The sequence below is a fragment of the Vibrio sp. 1401 genome (genome assembly GCF_033340295.1).
In genome coordinates, this window is sequence record NZ_JAWOWF010000004.1 from 67,456 (window position 1) to 92,251 (window position 24,796).

The window sequence follows — 24,796 nt, forward strand, 5'->3', positions numbered from 1 at the left end:
TACCAAGCTAGATGCCAACGTATCACGCTTAAACAGTTTTTAAATTTTTGGCTGCAGGCGCAGCTTCGTAAAAAGGAAAGACACAAATGAAATACGGCTATTTCGATAACGAGAATCGCGAATACGTCATCACTCGCCCTGACGTACCAGCACCATGGACCAACTACCTAGGTACTGAGAAGTTCTGTACGGTTATCTCGCACAACGCGGGTGGCTACTCGTTCTACAACTCTCCAGAATACAACCGTGTTACTAAATTCCGTCCAAATGCGACATTCGATCGCCCAGGACACTACGTTTACTTGCGTGATGATGAGACAGGTGATTACTGGTCAATCTCTTGGCAACCAGTTGCGAAGAGCCTAGACGAAGCAAACTACGAAGTTCGTCACGGCTTGTCTTACTCTAAATTTAAGTGTGAGTACAACGGTATTGAAGCTGAAAAGACGCTATTCGTACCAAAAGGCGAAGACGCTGAAATCTGGGATGTAGTGATTAAAAACACCTCTGACAAACCACGTACGATCAGTGCATTCTCATTTGTTGAGTTCTCATTCAGCCACATTCAATCTGATAACCAAAACCATCAGATGTCTCTGTACTCGGCAGGTACGGCTTACAACGAAGGCGTGATCGAGTACGACCTGTACTACAACACCAACGATTTCGAAGGCTTCTACTACCTAGCTTCAACATTTGCCCCAGATTCATACGACGGCCAACGTGACAGCTTCCTAGGCCTATACCGTGACGAAGCAAACCCGTTAGCGGTAGAACAAGGTAAGTGTTTCAATACAGCGCAAACTTGTTACAACCACTGTGGCTCTTTGCATAAGCAATTTACTATTCAGCCGGGTGAAGAAGTTCGCTTTGCTTACATTCTCGGTATCGGTAAAGGCAACGGAGAGCGTCTGCGTGCTAAGTACCAAGACCTTGCAGAAGTCGACAACGCATTTGCGGGTATCAAAGCACACTGGGATGAGCGTTGTGGCAAGTTCCAAGTGAAATCACCAAACGAAGGTCTAGATACCATGATCAACGCTTGGACGTTATACCAAGCGGAAACGTGTGTGGTGTGGTCTCGCTTTGCTTCATTCATCGAGGTGGGAGGCCGTACTGGTCTTGGTTACCGCGATACAGCGCAAGATGCGATCTCAGTTCCTCACGCTAACCCTGCAATGACGCGTAAACGTATCGTTGACCTACTGCGCGGTCAAGTGAAGGCGGGTTACGGTCTACACCTATTCGATCCAGATTGGTTCGATCCAGAAAAAGCAGACGTTAAACCATCGAAATCACCAACAGTTGTTCCTACTCCATCTGATGAAGACAAGATTCACGGCATCGAAGACACATGTTCTGATGATCACCTATGGCTAGTTCCAACCATCTGTAAGTACGTGATGGAAACCGGTGAGCACAGCTTCTTTGACGAAGTGATCCCTTACGCAGACGGCGGTGATGCAACCGTTTATGACCACATGAAAGCAGCGCTAGACTTCTCGGCTGAATACGTCGGTCAAACCGGTATCTGTAAAGGCCTGCGTGCAGACTGGAATGACTGTCTGAACCTAGGTGGCGGCGAATCTTCAATGGTGTCGTTCCTACATTTCTGGGCACTGCAGGAGTTCATCGACCTAGCGAAATACCTAGGCAAAGAAGCCGACGTTGAAAAATACACAGTGATGGCAGCAAACGTTCGTGAAGCGTGTGAAACTCACCTTTGGGATGACGAAGGCGGTTGGTACATCCGTGGTCTGACGAAAAATGGCGACAAGATCGGTACTGCGCAACAAAAAGAAGGTCGTGTACACCTAGAGTCAAACACACTTGCGGTACTTTCTGGTGCGGTATCTCAAGAGCGCGGCGAAAAAGCGATGGACGCTGTCGATGAGAACCTATTCTCTGAATACGGCCTCCACCTAAACTCACCATCTTTTGCAACACCGAATGATGATATCGGCTTCGTAACTCGTGTTTACCAAGGCGTAAAAGAGAACGGTGCGATATTCTCGCATCCAAACCCATGGGCTTGGGTAGCTGAAGCGAAACTGGGTCGTGGTGATCGTGCAATGAAGTTCTACGATGCGCTAAACCCATACAACCAGAACGACATCATCGAAAAACGTATTGCAGAACCATACTCATACGTTCAGTTCATCATGGGTCGTGACCACCAAGACCACGGTCGTGCAAACCACCCATGGTTAACAGGTACGTCAGGCTGGGCTTACTTCGCTGTTACCAACTTTATTCTTGGTGTGCGTACAGGCTTCGATGGCCTAACTATCGATCCATGTATCCCAACGAACTGGCCTGGTTTCGAAGTGACTCGCCAATGGCTAGGAGCAACGTACAACATCAAAGTCGTTAACCCAGACTCAGTAAGCAAAGGCGTTAAGTCGATTACCGTGAACGGTGAAGCTGTAAATGGTGCATCTGTACCAGTTCAAGCGGAAGGTTCAGTAAACGAAGTTATCGTTACTCTAGGTTAATCATCTTTTGGGGGAGTCCTTCTCCCCTTTTGATTTATCCGGTGCATTTATGTTTTACAAGTGCATCGGTTCGCTAGCAAAGATTTAAGACGCGGTGGGATGCCGCTCTTATCGAGGATCGAATCATGATCAAATTTGGTACAGGCGGTTGGCGTGCATTTATTGGTGAGGAGTTCACCAAAGATAACGTACGCTTGGTTGCCCAAGCAGTTGCAAACATCACGAATAACGAATCGGTTGCTGATCGCGGTTTTGTGATTGGCTATGACCGTCGTTTTCTTTCCGATAAAGCAGGTCGTTGGTTCGCTGAAGTTCTAGCAGCAAACGGCATTATGGTTAGCTTTATCGACAAATTTGTCCCAACACCTATCGTAATGTTTAAAGCGAAAGAAATGGGCTGCGCATACTCGGCATGTATTACCGCATCACACAACCCTGCCGATTACAACGGCATTAAAGTCTTCATTGAAGGTGGTCGTGACGCAGATGAAATCATCACCCAAAAAATCGAATCACAAATAGACGCGCTCACTGCGCAAGATGTAAAAAGCGTCGACTTTGAACAAGCGGTTGAAGATAAGCTGATTGAAATCATCAATCCGATGAACGAATTCGTTGACTCAATCATCGACTTTATCGACATCGAAGCGATCAAGAAGGCGAATTTACGTGTTTTGATCGACCCAATGTTTGGTGTCGCGAAAAACGCACTGCAAACCGTATTAATCAACGGCCGCTGTGACGTTGATGTGATTAACGATGGCAAAAACCCAGATTTCGGTGGGTTAATGCCTTCGCCAAGCGCTGCAACACTCTACCGTTTGATGCACCTAGTGAAAGAGCAAGGTTACGATATTGGCATCGGTACTGATGGCGATGCGGACCGTCTTGGTATTATCGACGAAAAAGGTAACTTCATTCATCCAAATGAAGTGCTACTGCTGCTTTACTACTACCTACTTGAATACAAAGGCTGGAAAGGCTCCGTGGTACGTAACATCGCAACCACCCACCTTCTCGATAAAGTCGCCAAAGATCATGGCGAGAAATGCTTTGAGGTTCCTGTAGGCTTTAAGCACATCAGCTCCCAAATGGAAGCGGATGACTCACTGATTGGCGGGGAAAGCTCTGGTGGCCTAACCATTCGCGGCCACATCAAAGGTAAAGACGGCGTATTCGCATCAAGCCTATTGGTAGAAATGATTTCAGTAACCGGCAAGAAGCTGTCTGAGTTGCTGGATGAAATCTACAGCAAGTACGGCTATGCCTACATGGCAGAAGGCGATTGTAAGTTCAAACCAGCGCAAAAAGACGTACTGTTCAACAAGATTTATGTTGAAAAGCAGTTGCCTGAGTTTGAGTTTGAAATCGAAAAAGTCAGCTATGAAGATGGTGCGAAAGTCTACTTCAAAAACGGCGGTTGGATCATCGCCCGCTTCTCTGGCACTGAGCCACTGCTACGAATTTTTGCAGAGATGCAAGATAAGGACACTGCGGAACGTGTTCTTCAACAGTTTAAAGACTTCTTGTCTTTATAACTGAACCTTGTGCCCGCTTCGAGCACTATGATGAGAGTCGACGCTGTCTGAAAAGGCGCTCATCAACAGGAGAAGAGCACTTGCCCGGCTCCACAGCCGGGCTTTTTTATTGTATGTTGGAAAGTCGTAAACGAGATAGCAAAGATACTCAGGAGCGTTAAGCAAATGCCAGGACGCCTTGCGTTTCAATTTTCACCGCGACGGACTCACCTATATTTAATGCTTGCGAAGCTGTAGCTAACAAACGGTCACCATTCGCGTTAATCACATAACGGCAGTGATCACCCATAAAATGCTGTTCCAATACGGTTACCGAACTATCTTCATCGGATTGAATTTGTACATGCTGCGGTCTTAGCAGTAAAGAGCACTCCGCCTGTACTGGAATATCTTGTTGAGCCGTGGCTTCAACCACGCCCAAGTGGGTTTCATATTCTGAATTCGAAACTCGTTTAGCAGCAAGGTAACTGCCACCACCTAAGAAATCAGCGACAAATTTACTTGAAGGTTGGTAGTAAAGCTCAGGTGCTGTGCCATATTGCTCGATGACTCCATTGTTCATCACTGCCATTTTATCGGCGAAAGCAAAAGCCTCTTCACGGCTATGCGTAACAAAAATGGCAGTCACACCTTGGGCCTTAAAAATCTTACGGATCTCACTTATCAACTCATGGCGAACTTGCGTATCAATATTAGAAAACGGTTCATCCAGTAACAGTAAGTCTGGGCTGTAAGCTAATGAGCGAGCAATCGCAACACGCTGCTGCTGTCCACCAGACAATTGATGAGGATAACGATCGCCATAACCTTGAAGATGCACGAGTTCTAACATCTCTTGAACTTTGGCATTTTTCTCTTTTGTCGAGCACTGCTTTAAGCCAAAGGCAATGTTTTGCTCCACCGTCAAGTGAGGAAAAAGTGCGTAATCTTGGAAAATCATCCCTATATTACGCTGTTCTGGCGGCAACCAGTTTTCCCCATCATCAATTGTGACGCAATTTAGACTCATTTCGCCTGACGTTAACGGCAATAATCCCGCAACGGCCTTTAATAGTGTTGTTTTCCCACAGCCACTAGCTCCTAGCAAACAGACAATCTGCCCTTGTTCTACCTCAAGAGACAATGATTCGAGTACGGTTTGATCGTCATATTGGCACGTTAGGTTTTTAATTGATAATGCACAGCTCATCAGTGATTTTGCTCCAGTGAACGGTTAACAACAACAAGCGGGATCAACCCAACAAGAACCAACAGAACCGCTGGCAAAGCGGCCAATTCTAAATGCTCATCCGAGGCGAAGTTATAAACGTATGTGGCTAGTGTTTCAAAGTTAAACGGACGAAGTAACAAAGCCGCATTGAGCTCTTTCATTGACTCGATAAACACTAATAAAGCCGCAATCAGTGCACCGCGCTTAACCAGCGGAAAGAGCACGCGCCACAGCATGGCATTGGGCTTACAACCCATAGTGCGCGATGCCATATCTAACGACGGAGAAATTTTATTTAAATTACTTTCGATACTACCAATCGCTACCGCGGAAAAGCGCACAACCATGGCAAATACTAGTGCGAACATGGAACCAGAAAAGATAAGTCCCGGCCTTCCCCACTCCATGGCTTTAGCAACGTCGTTGACACGATGATCCATAAACAGCACAGCGACCATCACACCGATGGCTAGTACCGTTCCTGGTACTGCATAGCCCATAGAAGAAAGACGCATAAATGCCAAGCTTTCTCGTTTACCATTGACTCGATGGGTAAAGTTAACGATCAGTGCGACAGCAACACCAATAATCGCAGCAATAACAGACACAACTAAGCTATTCCATGCGTATTCACGAAACTCTGAGGTCCAACTCTGTGCAAAATAAGTGATCGCATAATCAATCAGCTGTAGTAGCGGCAAAATAAACGCGACCGAAACCAAGCCCCAGCACCAAACTAGTGCGGTCCACTTTTTCCAGCCCGTCAACTCGTAACGAAAATCTTCGTGACTGTTAAATTGGCTTTGAAAAAGCTTTTGTTTACGGCGGCTGTATCGTTCTGCACTAAGAAGCAGTACTACAATGACGAGCATCATGGCAGAAATCTTGGCTGCCGCATTAAGATTAGAGTACCCCAACCAAGTATCGTAGACCGCTGTGGTTAACGTATTCACCGCGAAGTAACTTACCGTACCAAAGTCGCCAATGGTCTCCATTGCGACCAATGATAAACCCACTGCGATAGAGGGTCTTACTAACGGCATCGAGATGCGCCAAAAGCTTTCCCATGGAGAGCACTTGAGCAAACGCGCGCTTTGCAATAAAGAGACATTTTGCTCCATAAACGCAGCCCGGCACAATAAATACACGTAAGGATACAACACCAAAGCCAACACAAAGGTCGCACCAGGCAACGTACGAATGTCAGGGAACCAATACTCGCCAGGTCCCCATCCGGTTACATCACGCAAAAAGATCTGAATCGGGCCTGCAAAATCAAACCAATCAGTAAAAATATAACCAATGATATAACCTGGCATTGCAAGAGGTAGTACCAATGCCCACTGCAACCATTTTTCGGTCGGCAGTTTACACATGGCCATTATCCAAGCGCTTGGAATACCAAGAATTAAGGACAGCACCATTACGCCAACAGTTAGCGCAACCGTGTTAAAAATATAAGTCGGCATGACCGTTGCCATTAAATGAGCAAACAAATCATCCGTTTCACCAATCGCGGTGTAGAAGATCGCTAAGATCGGCAAAACCAGTAGCAGAGTTATTACCCCACTACTGGTTTTCCATAAAGAGTGTTTATCTTTCATCGCCTAATTACTGCAAGGCTGTATGAAATACAAATGCTGTTGCAAATACATCTCATATCCTTTAATCAAATGGGGGTACTGTTATACCCCCACAAGGAATTAAAGGTCAAATTTCACTTCGTCTAATAGCTTAATTGCCGCTTCGTGGTTGGCTGCAATATCGTCTAGAGAAAGCTTGTCTGCTTTAAAGTCACCCCAAGATTCCACAAGCTCAGAACGCTTCACGCCTTCTTTAACTGGGTACTCATAGTTAACTTCTGCGTACATTTGCTGCGCTTTGTCACCCGTTAGGAATTCCATTAGCTTCACAGCATTGTCTTTGTTTGGAGAGTACTTCGCCATCGCCATACCAGAGATATTCACGTGAGTGCCTGTAGTCTCTTGGTTAGGGAAGTTGATGTAAACTGCATCAGCCCAAGCCTTTTGCTCTTTGTCGTTAACCATTTTACCTAGGTAGTAGCTGTTACCCAGAGAAACATCACATAGGCCTTCTTTGATCGCTTTAACTTGTGCACGGTCGTTGCCTTGTGGTTTGCGAGCAAGGTTTGCTTTCACGCCTTCCAACCACTCTTTGGTTTCTGCTTCGCCATTGTGAGCAATCATTGCTGAAACTAGAGAAACGTTGTACGGGTGCTTACCGCTACGAGTACAAATTTTACCTTTGAACTCTGGCTTAGCTAAGTCTGCGTAGTTGAAATCTGCGCCTAGTTTACCTACGCGATCACGTGATGAATAAACGCTACGAGAACGTAGAGTTAGAGCAAACCACTCATTCTCTTTATCTTGGTATTGAGCAGGTACGTTTTCTTCAATGATTTTGCTATCGACTTTCTGAACTAAACCTTTGTTTGCCAGTTCAGCTAGACGGCTGATGTCTGTCGTAAGAATAACGTCAGCAGGGCTGTACTCACCTTCTTGAGCTAGCTTTTCTGCTAAGCCTTTTTTAGCAAATTTTACGTTTACTTTGATGCCAGTTTCTTTAGTGAACTCATTGAACATAGGTTCAACTAGGAAAGGTTGACGGTAAGAGTAGACGTTCACTTCTTCAGCAGCCATTGCTGTTGGAGCTAGAGTAGCGCAAGTTAGTGCTGAAAGAGTTAGCAGTTTTTTCATTGTTTAATCCTTTACCATGCTAATGATAACGTTTATCAGTTGCGTTATTATATGTATGTTCAATAAGAAGACAATGACGAATATTAAAAAACCTGCTCATCGGAGCAGGTTTTATTGTGTTAAGTGTGTAACCATTTATTACAAGCTAATGATTATTTCACCGTAACAAACTCTGGGTAAGCACCAACACCACAATCATGCATGTCCATACCTTCCATTTCTTCATCTTCTGTAACGCGAATCCCAACGGTTGCTTTCAAGATTGCCCACACAACTAGGCTGGCACCAAATACCCAAGCAAAGATAACTACGGCACCTAAAAGCTGTGCACCAAACGTTGCATCACCGTTGCTCAGTGGCACTACCATTAGGCCGAAGAAACCACACACACCGTGAACTGAGATAGCACCTACTGGATCGTCAATTTTAAGTTTATCTAGAGCAATGATACTGAATACTACTAGTGCACCCGACACCGCACCAATCGCAACCGCGTACAGTGGTGATGGCGATAGAGGGTCTGCAGTGATGGCAACCAAGCCAGCTAGCGCGCCATTGAGAATCATCGTTAAATCGGCTTTACCCCAAGTAGTTTTACAAACGAATAGCGCCGCAATTGCACCGGCAGCCGCTGCTGCGTTAGTGTTTAGAAAGATCTGACCTACCGCTGTAGCATTCTCAAAATCTGAAACCATCAACTGAGAGCCACCGTTAAATCCAAACCAGCCAAACCAAAGGATAAAAGTACCCAACGTTGCCAAAGGCATGTTAGAACCTGGAATCGGATAGATTTCACCATTTTTACCGTACTTACCCTTACGCGCGCCAAGCAGTAACACACCAGCAAGAGCAGCAGAAGCACCTGCCATATGTACGATACCAGAACCCGCAAAGTCACTAAATCCAGCTTCTGCTAGGAAGCCTCCACCCCATGTCCAGTAACCTTCCATTGGATAGATAAACGCAGTTAAAATCGCAGAGAAAATCAAGAAAGACCAAAGCTTCATGCGCTCAGCTACCGCACCAGAAACGACGGACATGGCAGTTGCAACGAAGACAACTTGGAAGAAGAAGTCAGACTCTAAAGAGTGGTCGGCCCCTTCACCTTGAGTACCAATTAGCGTACCAAATGAAGGTAACCAGCCTCCTTCTCCATTATCGACATACATGATGTTATAACCGACAATCAGAAACATCGTACATGCGATGGCGTACAAACAGATGTTCTTCGTAAGAATTTCTGTTGTGTTTTTAGAGCGCACAAGGCCAGCCTCTAGCATCGCAAAACCTGCTGCCATCCACATTACCAACGCACCGGAAATGAGGAAGAAAAAGGTGTCAAGTGCGTAACGTAACTCGGTTACTGTTGTTGTTAATTCCATAATAAGTATCTCCAATCCTTTGAATTCTTAAAGTGCTTCTGCGTCCATTTCGCCAGTTCGGATACGCACCGCTTGGTTCAGATCGTAAACAAAAATTTTACCGTCGCCGATTTTTCCGGTTTGCGCAGCTTTTGTAATTGCTTCAACAACGCGATCTACATTGTCTGCGTGAGTCGCGATTTCAATTTTCACCTTTGGTAGAAAATCGACTTGATACTCTGCACCGCGATACAATTCCGTGTGACCTTTTTGACGACCGAACCCTTTAACTTCTGATACTGTCATCCCTTCGATACCGACATCAGCCAATGCTTCTCGTACATCGTCTAATTTAAACGGCTTAATAATGGCATTGATTATTTTCATTGAGTTATCTCCGAAGCTTTCATCCTGAAACACTTCTTATAATCCAATCTACGTGCCAAGTTTTTAAGTTATTGAATAATAAAAACTAACCTCAATTTACATATCTATAAACAAAAAGGGCGCACCATATCGGTGCGCCCTTTTCACAAATTTAAAGCAACGGCAGAGAAGTTACCCAAAACTGTGCATTAAATGTTCAAAAAGTCTTTCCACTGTTCGATAAGTGCCATGAAATCCTCTATCCCACAACTTGCTGTACTTTCTGCATTGTAGAAGTCGAACTCACTTTCCATCTCGACATCATATTCATGGGCTAATGCGTTTTCTTGTACAAGAACTTCGTCGCCCTGAATCATCAAGCTAATTTCCGTGCCTGTTAGGTTATGCTCCTGAGAAGGCGCTGAAAATGACCGCTCAATTAGCTTTTCAACCTGTGCAATCTTCATCGGATCTTTGCCAATTTCTTCTTGCAACCAGCGCCCTACAATCTCATGTCCCATGCTACATTTTACGTAGTACTCGCCCATCAACGTGTTACGAATGAATTCAAATTCCACCGAGATTGCCTATTTCGTATCAATTTGGTGCGAGTATAGCGAATTGCTCCCATAAAAAAAGCACCTCATATGAGGTGCTTTCGAATTGTGCATTTCTGATTATGCCGGTTCTTGGAAGATCACTTCGTCCGCTTTCTTGGTGTATTGATCCATTTTATGGAAGTTCAAGTAGCGGTATGTATCCGTTGCCGTAGCGTCGATTTGCTTCGCGTATTCTAGGTATTCTTCTTTGGTTGGAATCTTACCTAGAATTGCACCTACTGCAGCTAGCTCAGCTGACGACAGGTAAACATTCGCACCAGTACCCAGACGGTTCGGGAAGTTACGCGTTGAAGTCGACATTACTGTTGATTTATCTGCAACACGCGCTTGGTTACCCATACAAAGTGAACACCCTGGCGTTTCAATACGCACCCCTGCACGTCCGAAGATACCGTAGTAGCCTTCTTCAATCAGTTGGTCTTTATCCATCTTTGTTGGTGGCGCTACCCAAAGGCGCGTTGCTAACTGGCCATTGAACTTATCAAGCAATTTACCTGCTGCGCGGAAGTGACCGATGTTCGTCATACAAGAGCCGATGAACACTTCATCAATCGCTGTGCCTTGTACTTCAGACAACAAACGAGCGTCATCTGGGTCATTCGGTGCACATAGTACTGGCTCATTGATTTCAGCCATATCGATTTCAATCACATGTGCGTATTCAGCGTCTTTATCTGCTTGCATCAGCTCAGGGTTTGCTAGCCACTCTTGCATTGCAGTAATGCGGCGCTCGATAGTACGGCGATCACCGTAGCCTTCAGAGATCATCCACTTCAGCATCACGATGTTAGAGTTTAAGTACTCTTCGATCGACTCTTGAGACAATTTCACAGTACAACCTGCCGCAGAACGCTCTGCAGATGCATCAGAAAGCTCAAATGCTTGCTCAACCGTTAGCGTTTCTAAGCCTTCAATCTCAAGGATACGGCCAGAAAATTCGTTGATCTTGCCCGCTTTTTCTACCGTTAGTAGCCCTTGCTGAATCGCGTAGTAAGGGATGGCATGAACAAGATCACGCAGTGTAATACCCGGTTGCATTTCACCTTTAAAACGAACCAAGATTGACTCTGGCATGTCTAGCGGCATAACGCCTGTCGCAGCTGCAAAGGCAACCAAGCCCGAGCCAGCTGGGAATGAAATACCCAGAGGGAAACGAGTATGTGAGTCACCACCCGTACCAACAGTATCCGGCAGTAGCATACGGTTCAGCCATGAGTGGATAATACCGTCACCAGGACGAAGAGATACACCACCGCGGTTCATAATAAAGTCCGGAAGTGTATGGTGAGTGTTAACGTCTACTGGTTTTGGATAAGCCGATGTGTGACAGAAAGACTGCATGACAAGATCAGCAGAGAAGCCGAGACACGCCAAGTCTTTAAGTTCATCACGAGTCATAGGGCCAGTAGTATCTTGCGAACCTACTGTCGTCATTTTCGGCTCACAGTAGGTACCAGGGCGAATGCCTTCTACGCCACACGCTTTACCAACCATTTTCTGTGCAAGCGTGTAACCCTTGCCAGAATCTGCGATTTCACCAGGTTTACGGAATACGTCCGAAGGCTCAAGACCTAGAGACTGGCGCGCTTTGTCTGTCAAACCACGACCGATGATCAATGGGATACGACCACCAGCACGAACTTCATCAATCAGTACTTCTGTTTTTAGCGAGAACTCAGCTAGAACCTCACCAGTTTCGTGGTTGCAAACTTTACCTTCATATGGGTAAACATCGATAACATCGCCCATGTTGAGCTTAGTTACGTCAACTTCAATTGGTAGTGCGCCAGCATCTTCCATTGTGTTAAAGAAGATAGGGGCAATTTTGCCACCAAGCACATACCCACCAGCTCGTTTGTTTGGAACGTAAGGGATATCATCACCCATAAACCAAAGCACTGAGTTGGTTGCCGATTTACGTGAAGAGCCAGTACCAACAACATCACCAACGTAAACCAATTGATGACCTTTGTCTTTTAACTCTTCAATTTGCTTGATCGGGCCAATAGTACCCGGTTGATCAGGGTTTATTCCTTCACGCTCGTTTTTAAGCATCGCCAGTGCGTGTACTGGAATATCAGGGCGAGACCAAGCGTCAGGTGCAGGTGAAAGGTCATCCGTGTTCGTTTCACCTGTTACTTTAAATACGGTTAGAGTGACTTTTTCTTCAAGCTTAGGCTTAGAAAGGAACCACTCAGCATCAGCCCATGATTGAAGTACTTTCTGTGCATGCGCATTGCCTGCTTTCGCTTTCTCTTCTACGTCATAGAAAGCATCAAACATCAGCAGCGTATGAGACAGCGCTTTTACTGCGATCTCTGCCAGTGCTTCATCATCCAATAGCTCAACTAGCGGTTCGATGTTGTAACCACCTTGCATAGTGCCTAGCAGTTCAGCCGCTTTTTCACGACTCACTAATGGTGATTTAACTTCACCTTTTGCTACTGCTGTTAGGAAACCCGCTTTTACATAAGCAGCTTCATCAACACCTGGAGGGATACGGTTTTCAAGTAGGTCAAGAATGACTTCTTCTTCACCTTGCGGGGGATTTTTCAGAAGTTCTACAAGTCCAGCAACTTGTTCTGCGTCTAGCGGTTTAGGAACAACTCCTTCAGCAGCACGCTCTTCGACGTGTTTACGGTAGGCTTCAAGCACGACTTTTTCCTCTCATTGCGGTTCCTCCTCTATTATTACTATTGTTAAAGTAAAGGAGTGAACATCCTTGGAAACTTGGCTCTCCATTGCCCTTGTTTTCATTCAATTATGATTGAGAAACAGCGCCGTAGAGGCCAAACTGTGGGCAAAATAATAGCAAATTTAACCTTAAATTAAAATCTTATCATTTTGACCAACATAGCAACTTACGACTAAAGTTCTGCTAATTTTGACCAAATATGCCAAGTTTTTGCTTTCTCATACCCGATTAATTAAACGATGTTCCTACGATCAAATACACAGCATCCAAATCTTGCTCGGTACGACCGTATGCCAACATTATTGGTCCTATTGGTGAGTCAACACCAAAGAAGATGGAGCCAGCATTGTAAAGCGGCGCTTCGTTTAGTTTCAGATCATTATCAGACCAAACACCGCCATATTCGACCGATGCGCCCAGGTAGACTGGAGCTTCAAACAATCCGAAATCATTATCAAACCACTTATATCGGTACACCAAACTGCTGAAAAATAAGTTCTGTCCGATCAGGCTATTTCTTGGGATTCCAGATAGACTTAAAAAGCCGCCCAACTCTCTGGGATCAAGCGGTAAAGATGAGTTTTTACTCTCTACAAAACTATATTCAGCATGTCCGACTAAAGTATGACGCTGATGACTCACTGCACCTTTAAATCGTGCAGAGATTTCATAAACGGTATCTTCAATAATTTTGTCAGTTTCTAAAAGGCTAACGCCCTGAGGACTTTGATCATGAGACACTAAATATTCGAGATCGACTAAAAGCCCACGAGTCGGAAATGCGAAATCATCGAGTGTATCTAGGCGATAATTGGCAAACAGGCCACGACGTTCAAAATCCAATTTACCAGCAGAAGCCAAAGTAGAAAGCTCAATATCTCCGGTTGAGTAGCGAGCGCCAAATCGAAGTTCTTGCCACAATGTGGGTTGGATACCTATCGCTACCTCTGTTGTAAAATCATCGTAAGTGACCGGAAAAAAGTCATTTACTGACTCTAAATCTGGTGCTTGAGGCTCTGTTAAAGGTAAGTTTCGGCTCTCACTGCCATAGGAAATACGCCCCGATACAAAAAGTTCTTGGCTAGATAAAACAGGGGAATACAACTCAGCTTCAATCAGCTTATCCGTGCCCATTTCTACGTTGAACGCCAACTCCGCGCCATGAGAGTTCAAGTTGGTAAAGTTGGTTGATATCCCTATGCCGTACTGGCTATCTGTATCGAAGTCATCTTCAAGAAAAAATCGGAAGTTGAGATAATTAGGCCCCCACGACTTCTCGTTAACATCAAAAACCAACAATGTCTCACCATCAACCTCTTCAAAGTGATAAGTGATGAGCTCGAACCGATCTAACGCGTAGAGGTTTTCAACGGCTTTCTCAATTTCGGCCGTTGAAATACGACGTCCGGTTTCTAATTCAATACGATTCGTCAACAACACATCGCTGTAGTGCGTGTTATTTACAATCACAATGTCATCAACCACACGCTGATCGCCATAAATCAGAGTTTTACGAACTTCTTGTTTGCGGTCGATGTATTTTTGATAGTCCGCGTTGGACAAGCGTAACTCTTTCAGCTTGTCTTTTAATTGCTTGGTAATATCGTACCCAGCTTGAAAAGCCCAAGGCATTTTGTCGAACTCGACGGTTTCCATGGTGCCCACATTGGGACGAATATAGATATCTTGAGGTTCAAGCTCGTCCACTTGCTGTTGTGTACTACGACGAACGAGATAGTTAGAGAGTTGGTCCGCGACAGTAAACAGCCCCGTAAATTCATCTTCGGTTTTGTAGTCGGTGCTAATATCGACGGCAATAACGACATCAGCCCCCATGGCGCGAGCCACATCGACAGGCATGTTATTGACGACGCCGCCATCAACAAGCATATGGCCATTGAGCTTATAGGGAGGAAGCGCTCCTGGTACAGACATGCTAGCCATCATGGCGTCCACAAGGTAACCATTGCCCAGTACGACTTCTTCTAGGGCAAGAATATCAGTCGCAACAGAACGATAAGGAATGGCAAGATCATCAAAAGAATCGAATCGCCCTAAGTTCCCTGTAGTCTCACGCAATACTCGCAACATGTTCTGGCCTTGCACCACACCCGTTGGTGCTCGTACCTCACCGAACCTTAAGCCGAGATCGGTATTAATTTGATAGCGGTCTTCATACTCTTTGTCACGAACTCGACGTTGGCTACGGTCAACACGATCTCGATAACCGCTGCCCCAATCGACGGTGTAGATAAAACTCTCGATTTCATCAGCACTCATACCCGTGGCATAAAGCCCACCCACATAGGCGCCCATACTGGTACCGGTCACAATATCGACAGGGATCTGCATTTCTTCCAATGCTTTTAAAACCCCAATGTGTGCCGCCCCTTTCGCTCCTCCACCAGCGAGCACAACCGCCACCTTTGGTCGAGGTTCCAAGTCATCCGTTTTTGTTAGAGAGTTTGCGAGGGAAACAGAAGGAGTGATCATCAAAAAGGTACTAACCCAAAGCGCAAAGTTGCGAACCGATGGGCTTGATAACAGCTTTTTGAACATTCACTTCTTCCTTTATTGAATATCTGATCAAGTAGGGCGTGCTAGCAGTACTGTACTAACACGCCCTAATATGTACTAAGAATTAATCAGATAAACAAGCTAATGTTGTTGATTTGGCGATGCTACCAATCAAATATGCTATTTAACCAGTTTGATTTCTTCTCACACTGTTGCTTTATCTGACCGGTTTTATCCCAAACCGGCAGTTTGTAATCACTACGGCAGTTCATTTCTAAACCTCCATCAGATGTAGGCTTGAACCCTAATGTGGTGATTTCTCTTGGCCATGGGAGCTCTAAGCGCTCAGGAATACGCTGCTTCAAGTACTCTGCGTACACTCGTAATGCACCACTCGACCCCGTTAGATTCACGGGTTTATTATCGTCGCGGCCTAGCCAAATTGTCGTCACCTCACGACCATCAACACCGACAAACCAACTATCGCGGTTGTCATTACTGGTACCCGTTTTTCCTGCCAATGCAGCCCAACCAAACTGGCTTTGTAAGAAGCGGCCAGTGCCTTGAGCAACCCCTTGTTTCATCGCGTAGGTCGTTAGCCATGCAGCTTGTTCATCCACGGCTCTTGATGAACGAGGCAAGGATTGATACAGCACATTACCTTCCATATCCATGACTGAGCGCAGAGCGGTCAGTTTTGCACGCTTACCTGAATTCGTCAGAGTCTGATACATCTGTGCAACTTCGAATGGCGTCAAAGAAAACGAACCCAAAAACATCGAAGGCACTGGGCGAATTTCGTCTTTGTTCACGCCCAAACGCTCTAAAGTATTGGACACTTCAGGAATGCCAAGTGCCATACCTAAGCGCACGGTTGGTACGTTAAGTGATTTCGCTAAAGCAATGTAAAGTGGCACATCACCACGATATTTTCTATCGTAGTTGCGCGGCGTCCACACGTTACCTTTACTGCTCTTCAGACTTAACGGCGTGTCGTGTAGCGTCGTGCCTAGGTTGTATTTATCCGGTTGTTCTAGAGCCGTTAAGTAAATCGCTGGTTTCACTAAAGAACCAATTGGACGACTGGCATTGAGCGCTCGGTTAAAGCCTTCATAACCGACACGTTTACCACCAACCATCGCACGGATTTCACCACTATGGCGATCAACGGCCACAGCAGCGGCTTCTAACTCTTTACCACCCCGTTTAGCTAGTTCTGGGATCTTTTTCGCGATAGCTTGTTCCATTTTGCTTTGCGATACTGGGTCCAGAGACGTAAATACGCGCAGTCCGGTCTCTGCCTTAAATCGCTCCCCAACTTTTTCTTTTAATTCAATACTCAATTGTTGGAAATAAGCTGGCTGACGGCTCGCAATACGTGGCTTGCTTTGCGTATCGAGTGGACGACTTACAGCTTGTTCATACTGCTCTGAAGTCAACATGTTTTGCTGCATTAACAGGCGCAGAACGAGATCGCGACGCTCTTTCGTTCTCTCAGGGTAACGAATTGGGTTGTAGTAAGACGGTCCTTTTACCATCCCAACTAACATCGCCAGCTGATCGATTCGCAACTCCTGAATTGGCTGCCCAAAATAGTAACGCGACGCCAAGCCAAACCCGTGGATCGCTTCACCTCCACTTTGACCTAGGTACACTTCGTTTAGGTAGGCTTCTAAGATACGATCTTTGCTGTAACGGTAATCCAAAATTAGCGCGATATACGCTTCTCGAACTTTACGCCACAGTGTTTTATCACGAGTCAAAAACAGGTTTTTTGCCAATTGCTGAGTCAGCGTACTACCACCTTGAACAGTACGACCCGCCTTAATGTTCGCAACCAATGCACGTGCAATCGCGAGCGGTGACACCCCGTCATGTTGATAAAAATCCCGGTCTTCGGTCGCAAGCAGTGCATCCACCAAAATTTCAGGGAACTGATCACGACGTAAGAAAAGGCGCTGTTCATCACGGTCTTTCTCCAGCATGCCCAACATCTTCGGTTCTAAGCGCAAGTAACCAAGGTCTCCTCGAGATTCTAAAGACTGAATACGTTGCAAGCCGGAATCAGAGAAATGCAGCATAATGTGACGATCCGGCTCGGGACCATCGGCAAACTCGAATGGACGACGAATCAATTCAATCCGAGTGGAAGAAGAGGAATATTCGCCTGGGTAACGAGGTTGACTCACTTTACGGTAATTCAACACATCTAGCTCGTTGCGCAGTTCTTGGATGGTGATATTCTCACCAGGGCTTAGATTCAAGATACGGGCATAAACCACCGTTGGCAGCTCAAACAGCTGACCTTCAAAGCGTTCTTTCACCACACTATCTAAGTAAATCCCAACAAACAGCAAAACAGCGGCAAGTGCAACGCCAGCTTTCCAGCTAAACGACCACAGAACTTTCAACCACGAACGTTTCTCGTTAGTCGGCTTTTTACTCGGCGTACGTCGAGTCTGTTTTGCGGTTCCTTTATTGGTTGTACTTTTCTTCGCTGGCGCTTTTTTCGCGCTAGGCTTCTTGCTGTCAGTCATTATTCAATTGTCTTTTTGTTTTCGTTGTTGCTACATGATTGGCAGGATCATCTGGCCAAACGTGTTTTGGGTAGCGCCCTTTCATCTCTTTTTGAACGTCTTTGTAGCTTCCGTTCCAGAAAGCCGCCAAGTCCGACGTTACTTGCAATGGACGTTGTGCCGGTGAAAGCAGTTCAAGCACCAAACGCTTGCGGCCAAGAGCTACCGTTGGGGAACCACTCTCCCCAAATACTTCTTGCATACGCACCGATAATATCGGCTCGTGGCCATATTGGTAACGGATACGCTTCTTTGAACCTGTGGGTAGTTGGTAATGCTCAGGTAACCATTCATCCAGTTGTTGATTGAGTGGCCAACCTAATAGAGCATTAAGCGCTTCGACCAAGTTTATCTTGCTCAGGTCTTTAACCGAGCTGACAGACGTCATGTATGGTTCTAACCACTCCTCTAATGAATCCAGCAAACTGGCTTCATCAAACACTGGCCATGACTGCTCAGGTAACCATTCCACCGCACAACGAATCCGAGCCAACAAGCTCTCCGCTGCCGGTGTCCAGTTTAGACTCTGTAAGCCCTGGCGGCGGACATACGTGAGTAAAGCTTGTGTCATTTTTTCTTTGCCCGGGCTTGGCAACGGCTCGCGTTCAACGACCAGCAGACCGAGTTTTGTTTGTCGCTCAGCTATTAGACGGCCTCTTTTTTCATCCCAGTCCACTACTTCTTCAGACGAAAATAGCGTATCAAAGGTCGTTCGCAATATATTGACATCCAATTCACATGCCGAATGAATTTGACTTGAATTAGAATGAGAACGCATTAAGTCAACGGCAACCAAATACTCACAGCCACCTAGCATGTCTTCCTGACGACATTCTGCACCATGACCATTAGCCAAAGTAAATCGCCCAAATTGATTTGTGCGCTGCTGTGCAATGCGATCTGGAAATGCCAAACTTAACACCAGCGGTAATGCATCTTCATCCACGCCTTTCAGGTCAAATACCGTATCCAATTTGTACGCTAGAGATTGAGCACGCTTGAACAACATCGACTTTTTTGGATGAGTACCAACAAGCCAACGATGCAAGCTATGAGCGATATTGGTAACACTCCTCTCTGGCTCTTCAATCAGTGCGACCGCCGCCAAAGCAGCATTTAACATCTTATCACTGTAAGATTGCGCTTTAATTAGCATCGCAGCCGCACGAGGCTCAACGCCTAGTTCATGCGCCTGTTTTCCTTCGGACGTTAATTGCCCTTTTTCCGTCAGTAGTCCCAATGACACCAATAGCTGCTTCGCTTGTTCCAATGACGCATTAGCGGGAACATCAAGCCACTTTAGATCGTGGATATCACTCGCTCCCCAAAAGGCAAGCTCCATAACTAAACTAGCTAAATCGGAATGCAAAATTTCGGGTTGGGGAACCAGCGGTTGCTGCTTGAACTGGCTTTCAGAATAAAGACGAACACAAATGCCCTCTTCTATTCGTCCCGCTCGTCCTGCACGCTGAATCGCTGAAGACTGTGCAATGCGTGTTTGCTCTAAGCGTGTTAAACCGTTTTTCAAATCAAAGCGGGCAATACGCTCTAACCCAGAATCAACGACGAGGCGAATGCCTTCAATCGTTAGTGAAGTTTCTGCAATGTTGGTCGCTAGAACGACTTTACGCTTACCTTGTTCTGCTGGCGTAATCGCTTTTTGTTGATCTGCAAAGCTCAGTTGAGCATAAAGTGGGCATACGTCGATATCATCCGCTAAATGAGACAACCGCTCTTCAACTTGTTTTATGGCACCAACACCCGGCAGGAAAGCCAACAAAGATCCGGACTCTTTGTTCATAAGACTTTCTATTGTTTTTGCCATACTCGTAGGTAAATGCTCGTTCACACCTAACGGCTGGTAACGCATTGCCACATCAAAGCTGCGCCCTTCAGATTCAATGTAACTGGCTTCTGGCAACAGCGATTGTAATGCTTGTTGGTCAAGCGTTGCCGACATTACCACCAGCTTGAGATCGTCTCGCAATGCCTCTTGAACTTCTAAACTGAATGCCAAAGCGGTATCGGCATGAATGCTGCGTTCATGAAACTCATCAAAGATCAGTAGATCAACCCCATCCAACTCCGGGTCCGTTTGAATCATCCGAGTCATGATCCCTTCGGTCACGATCTCCAGCTGCGTTGCAGAACTTACCTTTGCCTCACTACGGACTCGATAACCCACGCGTTGACCTACTTGCTCTCCCAATTGCTCAGCAAGATAACGGGCAATGTTACGCGCCGCGAGTCGTCTTGGCTCAAGCATGATGATTTTTCCAGCAACCGAATGATTTAAGAGTAACTGCAAAGGGAAGTAAGTCGACTTACCGGCACCAGGCGCCGCTTTTAAGATCACTTGATGTTGATTTTTGACCGCCGTCAGCAACTCAGGCATCACGGCTTCAATCGGCAATTGTGACAAAGGAAATACCTTATGGTGTAATGGTGGCAACATTGTACATAAAAAATTTTTTGTCTAAATAAGCAAATGCATTTCACACCCGCTTTAGAGTCCGCCACTCTACTCAAACGTTATAAACGCTTTCTTGCCGATATCGAGCTCGATACTGGTGAAATCCGTACAATCCACTGCGCAAATACAGGTGCAATGACGGGTTGTGCAACGCCCGGAAACAAAGTTTGGTTTTCTACTTCCGACAACCCGAAACGAAAATACCCCAATAGTTGGGAGTTGAGTGAGACCGAACAAGGCCACCGTATTTGTATCAACACCGCGCGCGCCAATCAATTAGCCGTAGAGGCTATTGAAAATAATGTCATTTCAGAGCTTTATGGTTATGACACACTTCAAACTGAGGTGAAATACGGCAATGAAAATAGCCGAATTGATATCTTGCTCAGCGCAGACGACAAGCCAAAGTGCTATATAGAAGTGAAAAGCGTCACTCTTCTTGATGAGACCGACTCTACTGGACAAGGATACTTCCCAGATGCGGTCACGACTCGGGGACAAAAACACCTGAGAGAGCTCACAGAAATGGCACAAAATGGAAGTAGAGCCATACTTTTATTCACTGTTTTACATTCAGGTATTGAAAAAGTATCCGCGGCGCACCATATAGACGCGAAATATTCACTATTACTCAAACAAGCACAAGACGCTGGAGTGGAAGTTCTCTGCTACAAAGCTGAACTGAGCGATACTGGAATGAAGCTGATTTCCGCTATTGATTTTATCAATTAAGAGAAAAAATGATGTCGTCTTCACATTGACGATAACTTTGCGATTCAGTATTTGCTTGCACCGCCTCTTTTTGCTATAGATACCCGCCTTAAATTGACTGCGTAGCAGTTGACTAGGTGTAAGTAGGAGATGCTGTATGCCAGAATCAAAGAAGAAAACGATAGGCATCCTAGCCATTGCCGGCGTGGAGCCATATCAGGAAAAACCTGGTGAAGAGTACATGTCACCAGAGCAGGTTGAACACTTTACGAAAATCTTAACAGCTTGGCGCGACCAGCTAAGAGCTGAAGTGGATCGTACTGTTCACCACATGCAGGACGAAGCAGCAAACTTCCCAGATCCAGTTGACCGCGCCTCTCAAGAGGAAGAGTTCAGCCTAGAACTGCGTAACCGTGACCGCGAACGCCGTTTGATCAAGAAGATTGAAAAGACTTTGGATAAAATCAAAGAAGACGATTTTGGCTTCTGTGAGTCTTGTGGCGTAGAGATTGGCGTTCGCCGTCTTGAAGCACGTCCAACCGCTGACCTTTGTATTGACTGTAAAACACTTGCAGAAATCAAAGAGAAGCAAATGCAAGGTTAATCACCCAGCATTATGATTGTTGAAGGGAGCTCAGGCTCCCTTTTTGTTTTGGCTATCTTCGCACCCTATTTGTTTACTAAATTCGAGATACACGCATGACACGCTATGTAGGTCGATTCGCCCCATCTCCTTCTGGTCCACTGCATTTTGGTTCACTGATTGCCGCTCTTGGCAGTTATTTTCAAGCGAAAGCACAAAACGGAGCTTGGTTAGTACGTATTGAGGACTTAGACCCACCAAGAGAAATGCCAGGTGCAGCGCAACTTATCCTGGAGGCACTCAAGGCCTATCAGCTGCATTGGGATGGAGAAGTGGTATACCAGAGCGAACGTCACGACCTTTACCAAGCTCAAATAAACAAATGGCTCGAAAATGGGGAAGCCTATTATTGCCAATGTACTCGTAAGCAAATTAAAGAGCATGGCGGTTTTTATCCTGGCACTTGCCGCGATAAAAACTTGAAAGACGGCGCGATTCGCCTAAAAATGACCAAGCCTGTCGCTCATTTCCTCGACCAAAAGCGGGGAACCATTACTATTCCAGAGCAACTCGTTAATGAAGATTTCATTATTAAACGTCGAGATGGATTATTTGCTTATAATCTTGCGGTAGTATTGGACGACATCGACCAAGGCGTCACAGAAGTCGTGCGAGGTGCAGACTTAATCGAGCCGACAGGGCGTCAAATTAGCCTGTACCAAATACTTGGTCAGCCTGAAGTTAGCTACTTGCATTTACCATTGGCGATGGACAACAACGGCAATAAATTGTCGAAACAAAATCACGCGACGGCTATTGATATAGATACACCAAAACCTACTCTATTGCGCGCCATGACATTTTTAGGTTTCGAGATACCTGAAACCGTAAGGGCGGCCAACATAGAAGATATTCTTCGTTGGGGCTGCGAAAACTGGCGGTTGGAACAGCTTCCAGCAGAGATCGAGATCACACCGTGATTCTCAAATGGCATTGTGTAGGCTATCATTAGCCGCAAATTAGGCCCTAGAGGCGTATAAAACTAACCAAAGCAAGATTGGATTAAACCCAGTTATTGCCAGATGCACATGAATACAAACGACTATACACCAAGCGAACCTGCCACAATTCCAGAGCTCGCTCTCAATGTAATAACTCGTGAAGAGCACAACATTTCGCGTAAGCAGATCAGTGATAATGCGCTGAAGGTACTGTACCGCCTAAATGGTGCTGGTTTCGATGCTTTTCTTGTGGGTGGCGGGGTTCGAGACTTACTGCTTGGACAAAAACCAAAAGATTTTGACATTGCGACCAACGCAACGCCGGAACAGATCAAACAGCTATTTCGTAACTGCCGTTTGATTGGTCGCCGCTTCCGCTTGGCTCATATTATGTTTGGCCGAGACATCATTGAGGTTGCGACATTCCGTGGTCACCACCAAGAGCAAAAGAATAAGAGCATTTCTCAGCAATCAAAAGAGGGTATGCTGCTGCGTGACAACGTCTACGGCACCATCGATGAAGATGCTGAGCGCCGTGATTTCACGATTAACTCGATGTACTACAACATCGCAGATTACTCGATTCACGACTACGCACGTGGTATTGAAGATTTAGAAGATCGCCTAATTCGACTGATTGGTGATCCAGAAACACGCTACCGTGAAGACCCTGTGCGCATGCTGCGTGCGGTTCGTTTCGCGGTAAAACTAGACTTTGATATTGAAGAAGACACCGCAGCGCCAATCGAACACATGGCACCGTTGCTCGGTGACATTCCGTCAGCGCGTCTTTTTGAAGAGTCACTCAAATTATTGCAATCCGGTCATGGCTTAGAAACCTACCACCTACTGCGTGAGTACAACCTATTCCAGCAACTATTCCCGACGATTGCAGCGCACTTTACAGAAGATTACTCCTCTCATACTGAGCAGATGTTGGATCTTGTCCTAGATTCTACCGACATGCGCATCGAAGATGGGAAACGCATCAATCCAGCATTTATGTTTGCTGCAATGCTGTGGTACCCACTGTGTGCGAAAGCCGATGAACTGATGGAAGAGCGCAACTTAGGCCATTACGACGCCATTATGGAAGCGAGCAACATCATTCTTGACGAGCAAGTTCGCACAATTGCCATTCCAAGACGCCACACCGCAACCATTCGCGAGATTTGGCAGTTACAGCTTCGTCTTCCACGACGTAACGGTAAACGTGCATTCCGTCTTATGGAGCTCAATAAATTTAGAGCTGGCTTTGATTTTCTTGAAATGCGCGGTGAAATTGAAGGTGGTGACACTCAGAAGCTTGCCAAGTGGTGGGAAACTTTTCAAAATGCAGGCCGAGAAATGCGTCAAGCAATGGCTGCCGACTTAGACGGTCAATCACCGAAAACAGGCCAGCGCCGCCGTAAAACTTATCGCAAGAAAAAGAGTAAGCCCAAATCATGATTACAGCGTACATTGCGGTAGGCAGTAACTTGGCTGATCCTGTCAGCCAAGCGAAGCAAGCGATTGAAGCATTAAAAACGCTGCCTAAATCAGAGTTTGTTCAAGCTTCTTCGCTATACAGCAGCACGCCAATGGGGCCACAAAACCAACCGGATTACATCAATGCGGTTGTGTCTATTAACACCAGTTTGACGCCTATTGAATTGCTCAATTGCACACAAGCTATAGAGCAAGAACAAGGGCGTGTCCGTAAAGACGAACGCTGGGGACCAAGAACCTTGGACCTCGACATTGTGCTTTATGGCAATGAGGTGATTAATTCCGAGAGGCTGATCGTTCCTCATTATGGAATGAAAGAGCGTGAATTCGTACTCTACCCTCTTGCGGAAATTGCACCAAGTTTACAACTCCCTGATGGGACCGAGGTCTCTAAACTACTGGAACAAGTAGATAGAAACGGCCTCAGTATCTGGCAGTCATAGCC

General features: G+C 45.8%; 17 protein-coding genes. 7 read left to right on the plus strand and 10 right to left on the minus strand.

The features are described 5' to 3' along the window. Positions 1-86 precede the first annotated feature (86 nt). Together R7Z77_RS03560 and R7Z77_RS03565 are read left to right on the plus strand one after the other, a co-directional pair. Entirely contained in the window at positions 87-2,495 is a 2,409-nt protein-coding gene (locus R7Z77_RS03560) for a GH36-type glycosyl hydrolase domain-containing protein (protein WP_033905583.1), read from the plus strand. 125 nt (positions 2,496-2,620) lie between these two features. Next, positions 2,621-4,033: a phosphoglucomutase/phosphomannomutase family protein gene (locus tag R7Z77_RS03565; protein WP_064376532.1), complete on the plus strand. Its 1,413-nt coding sequence runs from the start codon at positions 2,621-2,623 to the stop codon at positions 4,031-4,033. A gap of 157 nt (positions 4,034-4,190) precedes the next feature. Here the strand turns inward: R7Z77_RS03565 and R7Z77_RS03570 are convergent, their stop codons facing one another. The 10 genes from R7Z77_RS03570 to hrpB form a co-directional block, all read right to left on the minus strand. Then, on the minus strand, positions 4,191-5,222 hold the full coding sequence (locus R7Z77_RS03570) for an ABC transporter ATP-binding protein (protein ID WP_064376531.1): 1,032 nt from the start codon (positions 5,220-5,222) through the stop codon (positions 4,191-4,193). Continuing rightward, positions 5,222-6,847: an iron ABC transporter permease gene (locus R7Z77_RS03575; RefSeq protein WP_318136603.1), complete on the minus strand. Its 1,626-nt coding sequence runs from the start codon at positions 6,845-6,847 to the stop codon at positions 5,222-5,224. The genes R7Z77_RS03570 and R7Z77_RS03575 overlap by 1 nt, the downstream gene beginning before the upstream one ends. 99 nt (positions 6,848-6,946) lie before the next feature. Then, positions 6,947-7,960: a Fe(3+) ABC transporter substrate-binding protein gene (locus R7Z77_RS03580; protein ID WP_064376530.1), complete on the minus strand. Its 1,014-nt coding sequence runs from the start codon at positions 7,958-7,960 to the stop codon at positions 6,947-6,949. A 152-nt stretch (positions 7,961-8,112) separates the two neighbouring features. Then, positions 8,113-9,342 carry an ammonium transporter gene (locus R7Z77_RS03585; RefSeq protein WP_005386568.1) on the minus strand — a complete coding sequence of 410 codons (1,230 nt, stop codon included), beginning with the start codon at positions 9,340-9,342 and terminating at the stop codon, positions 8,113-8,115. A 27-nt stretch (positions 9,343-9,369) separates the two neighbouring features. Further along, complete coding sequence (locus R7Z77_RS03590; RefSeq protein WP_005386570.1) at positions 9,370-9,708, minus strand: P-II family nitrogen regulator; 339 nt, start codon at positions 9,706-9,708, stop codon at positions 9,370-9,372. A 188-nt stretch (positions 9,709-9,896) separates the two neighbouring features. Further along, a complete protein-coding gene (locus R7Z77_RS03595; RefSeq protein ID WP_017635908.1) occupies positions 9,897-10,265 on the minus strand; it encodes a YacL family protein in 369 nt (122 codons plus the stop codon). A gap of 99 nt (positions 10,266-10,364) precedes the next feature. Next, entirely contained in the window at positions 10,365-12,962 is a 2,598-nt protein-coding gene (gene acnB, locus R7Z77_RS03600) for a bifunctional aconitate hydratase 2/2-methylisocitrate dehydratase (protein WP_005380009.1), read from the minus strand. A gap of 268 nt (positions 12,963-13,230) precedes the next feature. After that, positions 13,231-15,561, minus strand: coding sequence for a patatin-like phospholipase family protein (locus tag R7Z77_RS03605; protein WP_064376528.1), 2,331 nt, complete (start codon positions 15,559-15,561; stop codon positions 13,231-13,233). A 122-nt stretch (positions 15,562-15,683) separates the two neighbouring features. After that, on the minus strand, positions 15,684-18,056 hold the full coding sequence (gene mrcB / locus R7Z77_RS03610) for a penicillin-binding protein 1B (RefSeq protein WP_005380020.1): 2,373 nt from the start codon (positions 18,054-18,056) through the stop codon (positions 15,684-15,686). Next, positions 18,049-20,517: an ATP-dependent helicase HrpB gene (gene hrpB, locus R7Z77_RS03615; RefSeq protein ID WP_318136604.1), complete on the minus strand. Its 2,469-nt coding sequence runs from the start codon at positions 20,515-20,517 to the stop codon at positions 18,049-18,051. The genes mrcB and hrpB overlap by 8 nt, the downstream gene beginning before the upstream one ends. Before the next feature lie 66 nt (positions 20,518-20,583). Here hrpB and sfsA point away from each other — a divergent pair, with 66 nt between their 5' ends. The 5 genes from sfsA (at position 20,584) to folK (ending at position 24,794) form a co-directional block, all read left to right on the plus strand. Next, positions 20,584-21,300, plus strand: a complete 717-nt coding sequence (gene sfsA, locus R7Z77_RS03620; protein WP_005380023.1) for a DNA/RNA nuclease SfsA — start codon at positions 20,584-20,586, stop codon at positions 21,298-21,300. A gap of 136 nt (positions 21,301-21,436) precedes the next feature. Next, positions 21,437-21,883 carry an RNA polymerase-binding protein DksA gene (dksA, locus tag R7Z77_RS03625; protein WP_005386584.1) on the plus strand — a complete coding sequence of 149 codons (447 nt, stop codon included), beginning with the start codon at positions 21,437-21,439 and terminating at the stop codon, positions 21,881-21,883. A gap of 95 nt (positions 21,884-21,978) precedes the next feature. Then, on the plus strand, positions 21,979-22,842 hold the full coding sequence (gene gluQRS, locus R7Z77_RS03630; protein ID WP_005386586.1) for a tRNA glutamyl-Q(34) synthetase GluQRS: 864 nt from the start codon (positions 21,979-21,981) through the stop codon (positions 22,840-22,842). A gap of 102 nt (positions 22,843-22,944) precedes the next feature. Then, positions 22,945-24,312 (plus strand): polynucleotide adenylyltransferase PcnB, encoded by a 1,368-nt coding sequence (gene pcnB / locus R7Z77_RS03635; RefSeq protein WP_005386589.1) that lies wholly within the window; start codon positions 22,945-22,947, stop codon positions 24,310-24,312. Further along, on the plus strand, positions 24,309-24,794 hold the full coding sequence (gene folK / locus R7Z77_RS03640) for a 2-amino-4-hydroxy-6-hydroxymethyldihydropteridine diphosphokinase (protein WP_005380007.1): 486 nt from the start codon (positions 24,309-24,311) through the stop codon (positions 24,792-24,794). The genes pcnB and folK overlap by 4 nt, the downstream gene beginning before the upstream one ends. Positions 24,795-24,796: the final 2 nt, after the last annotated feature.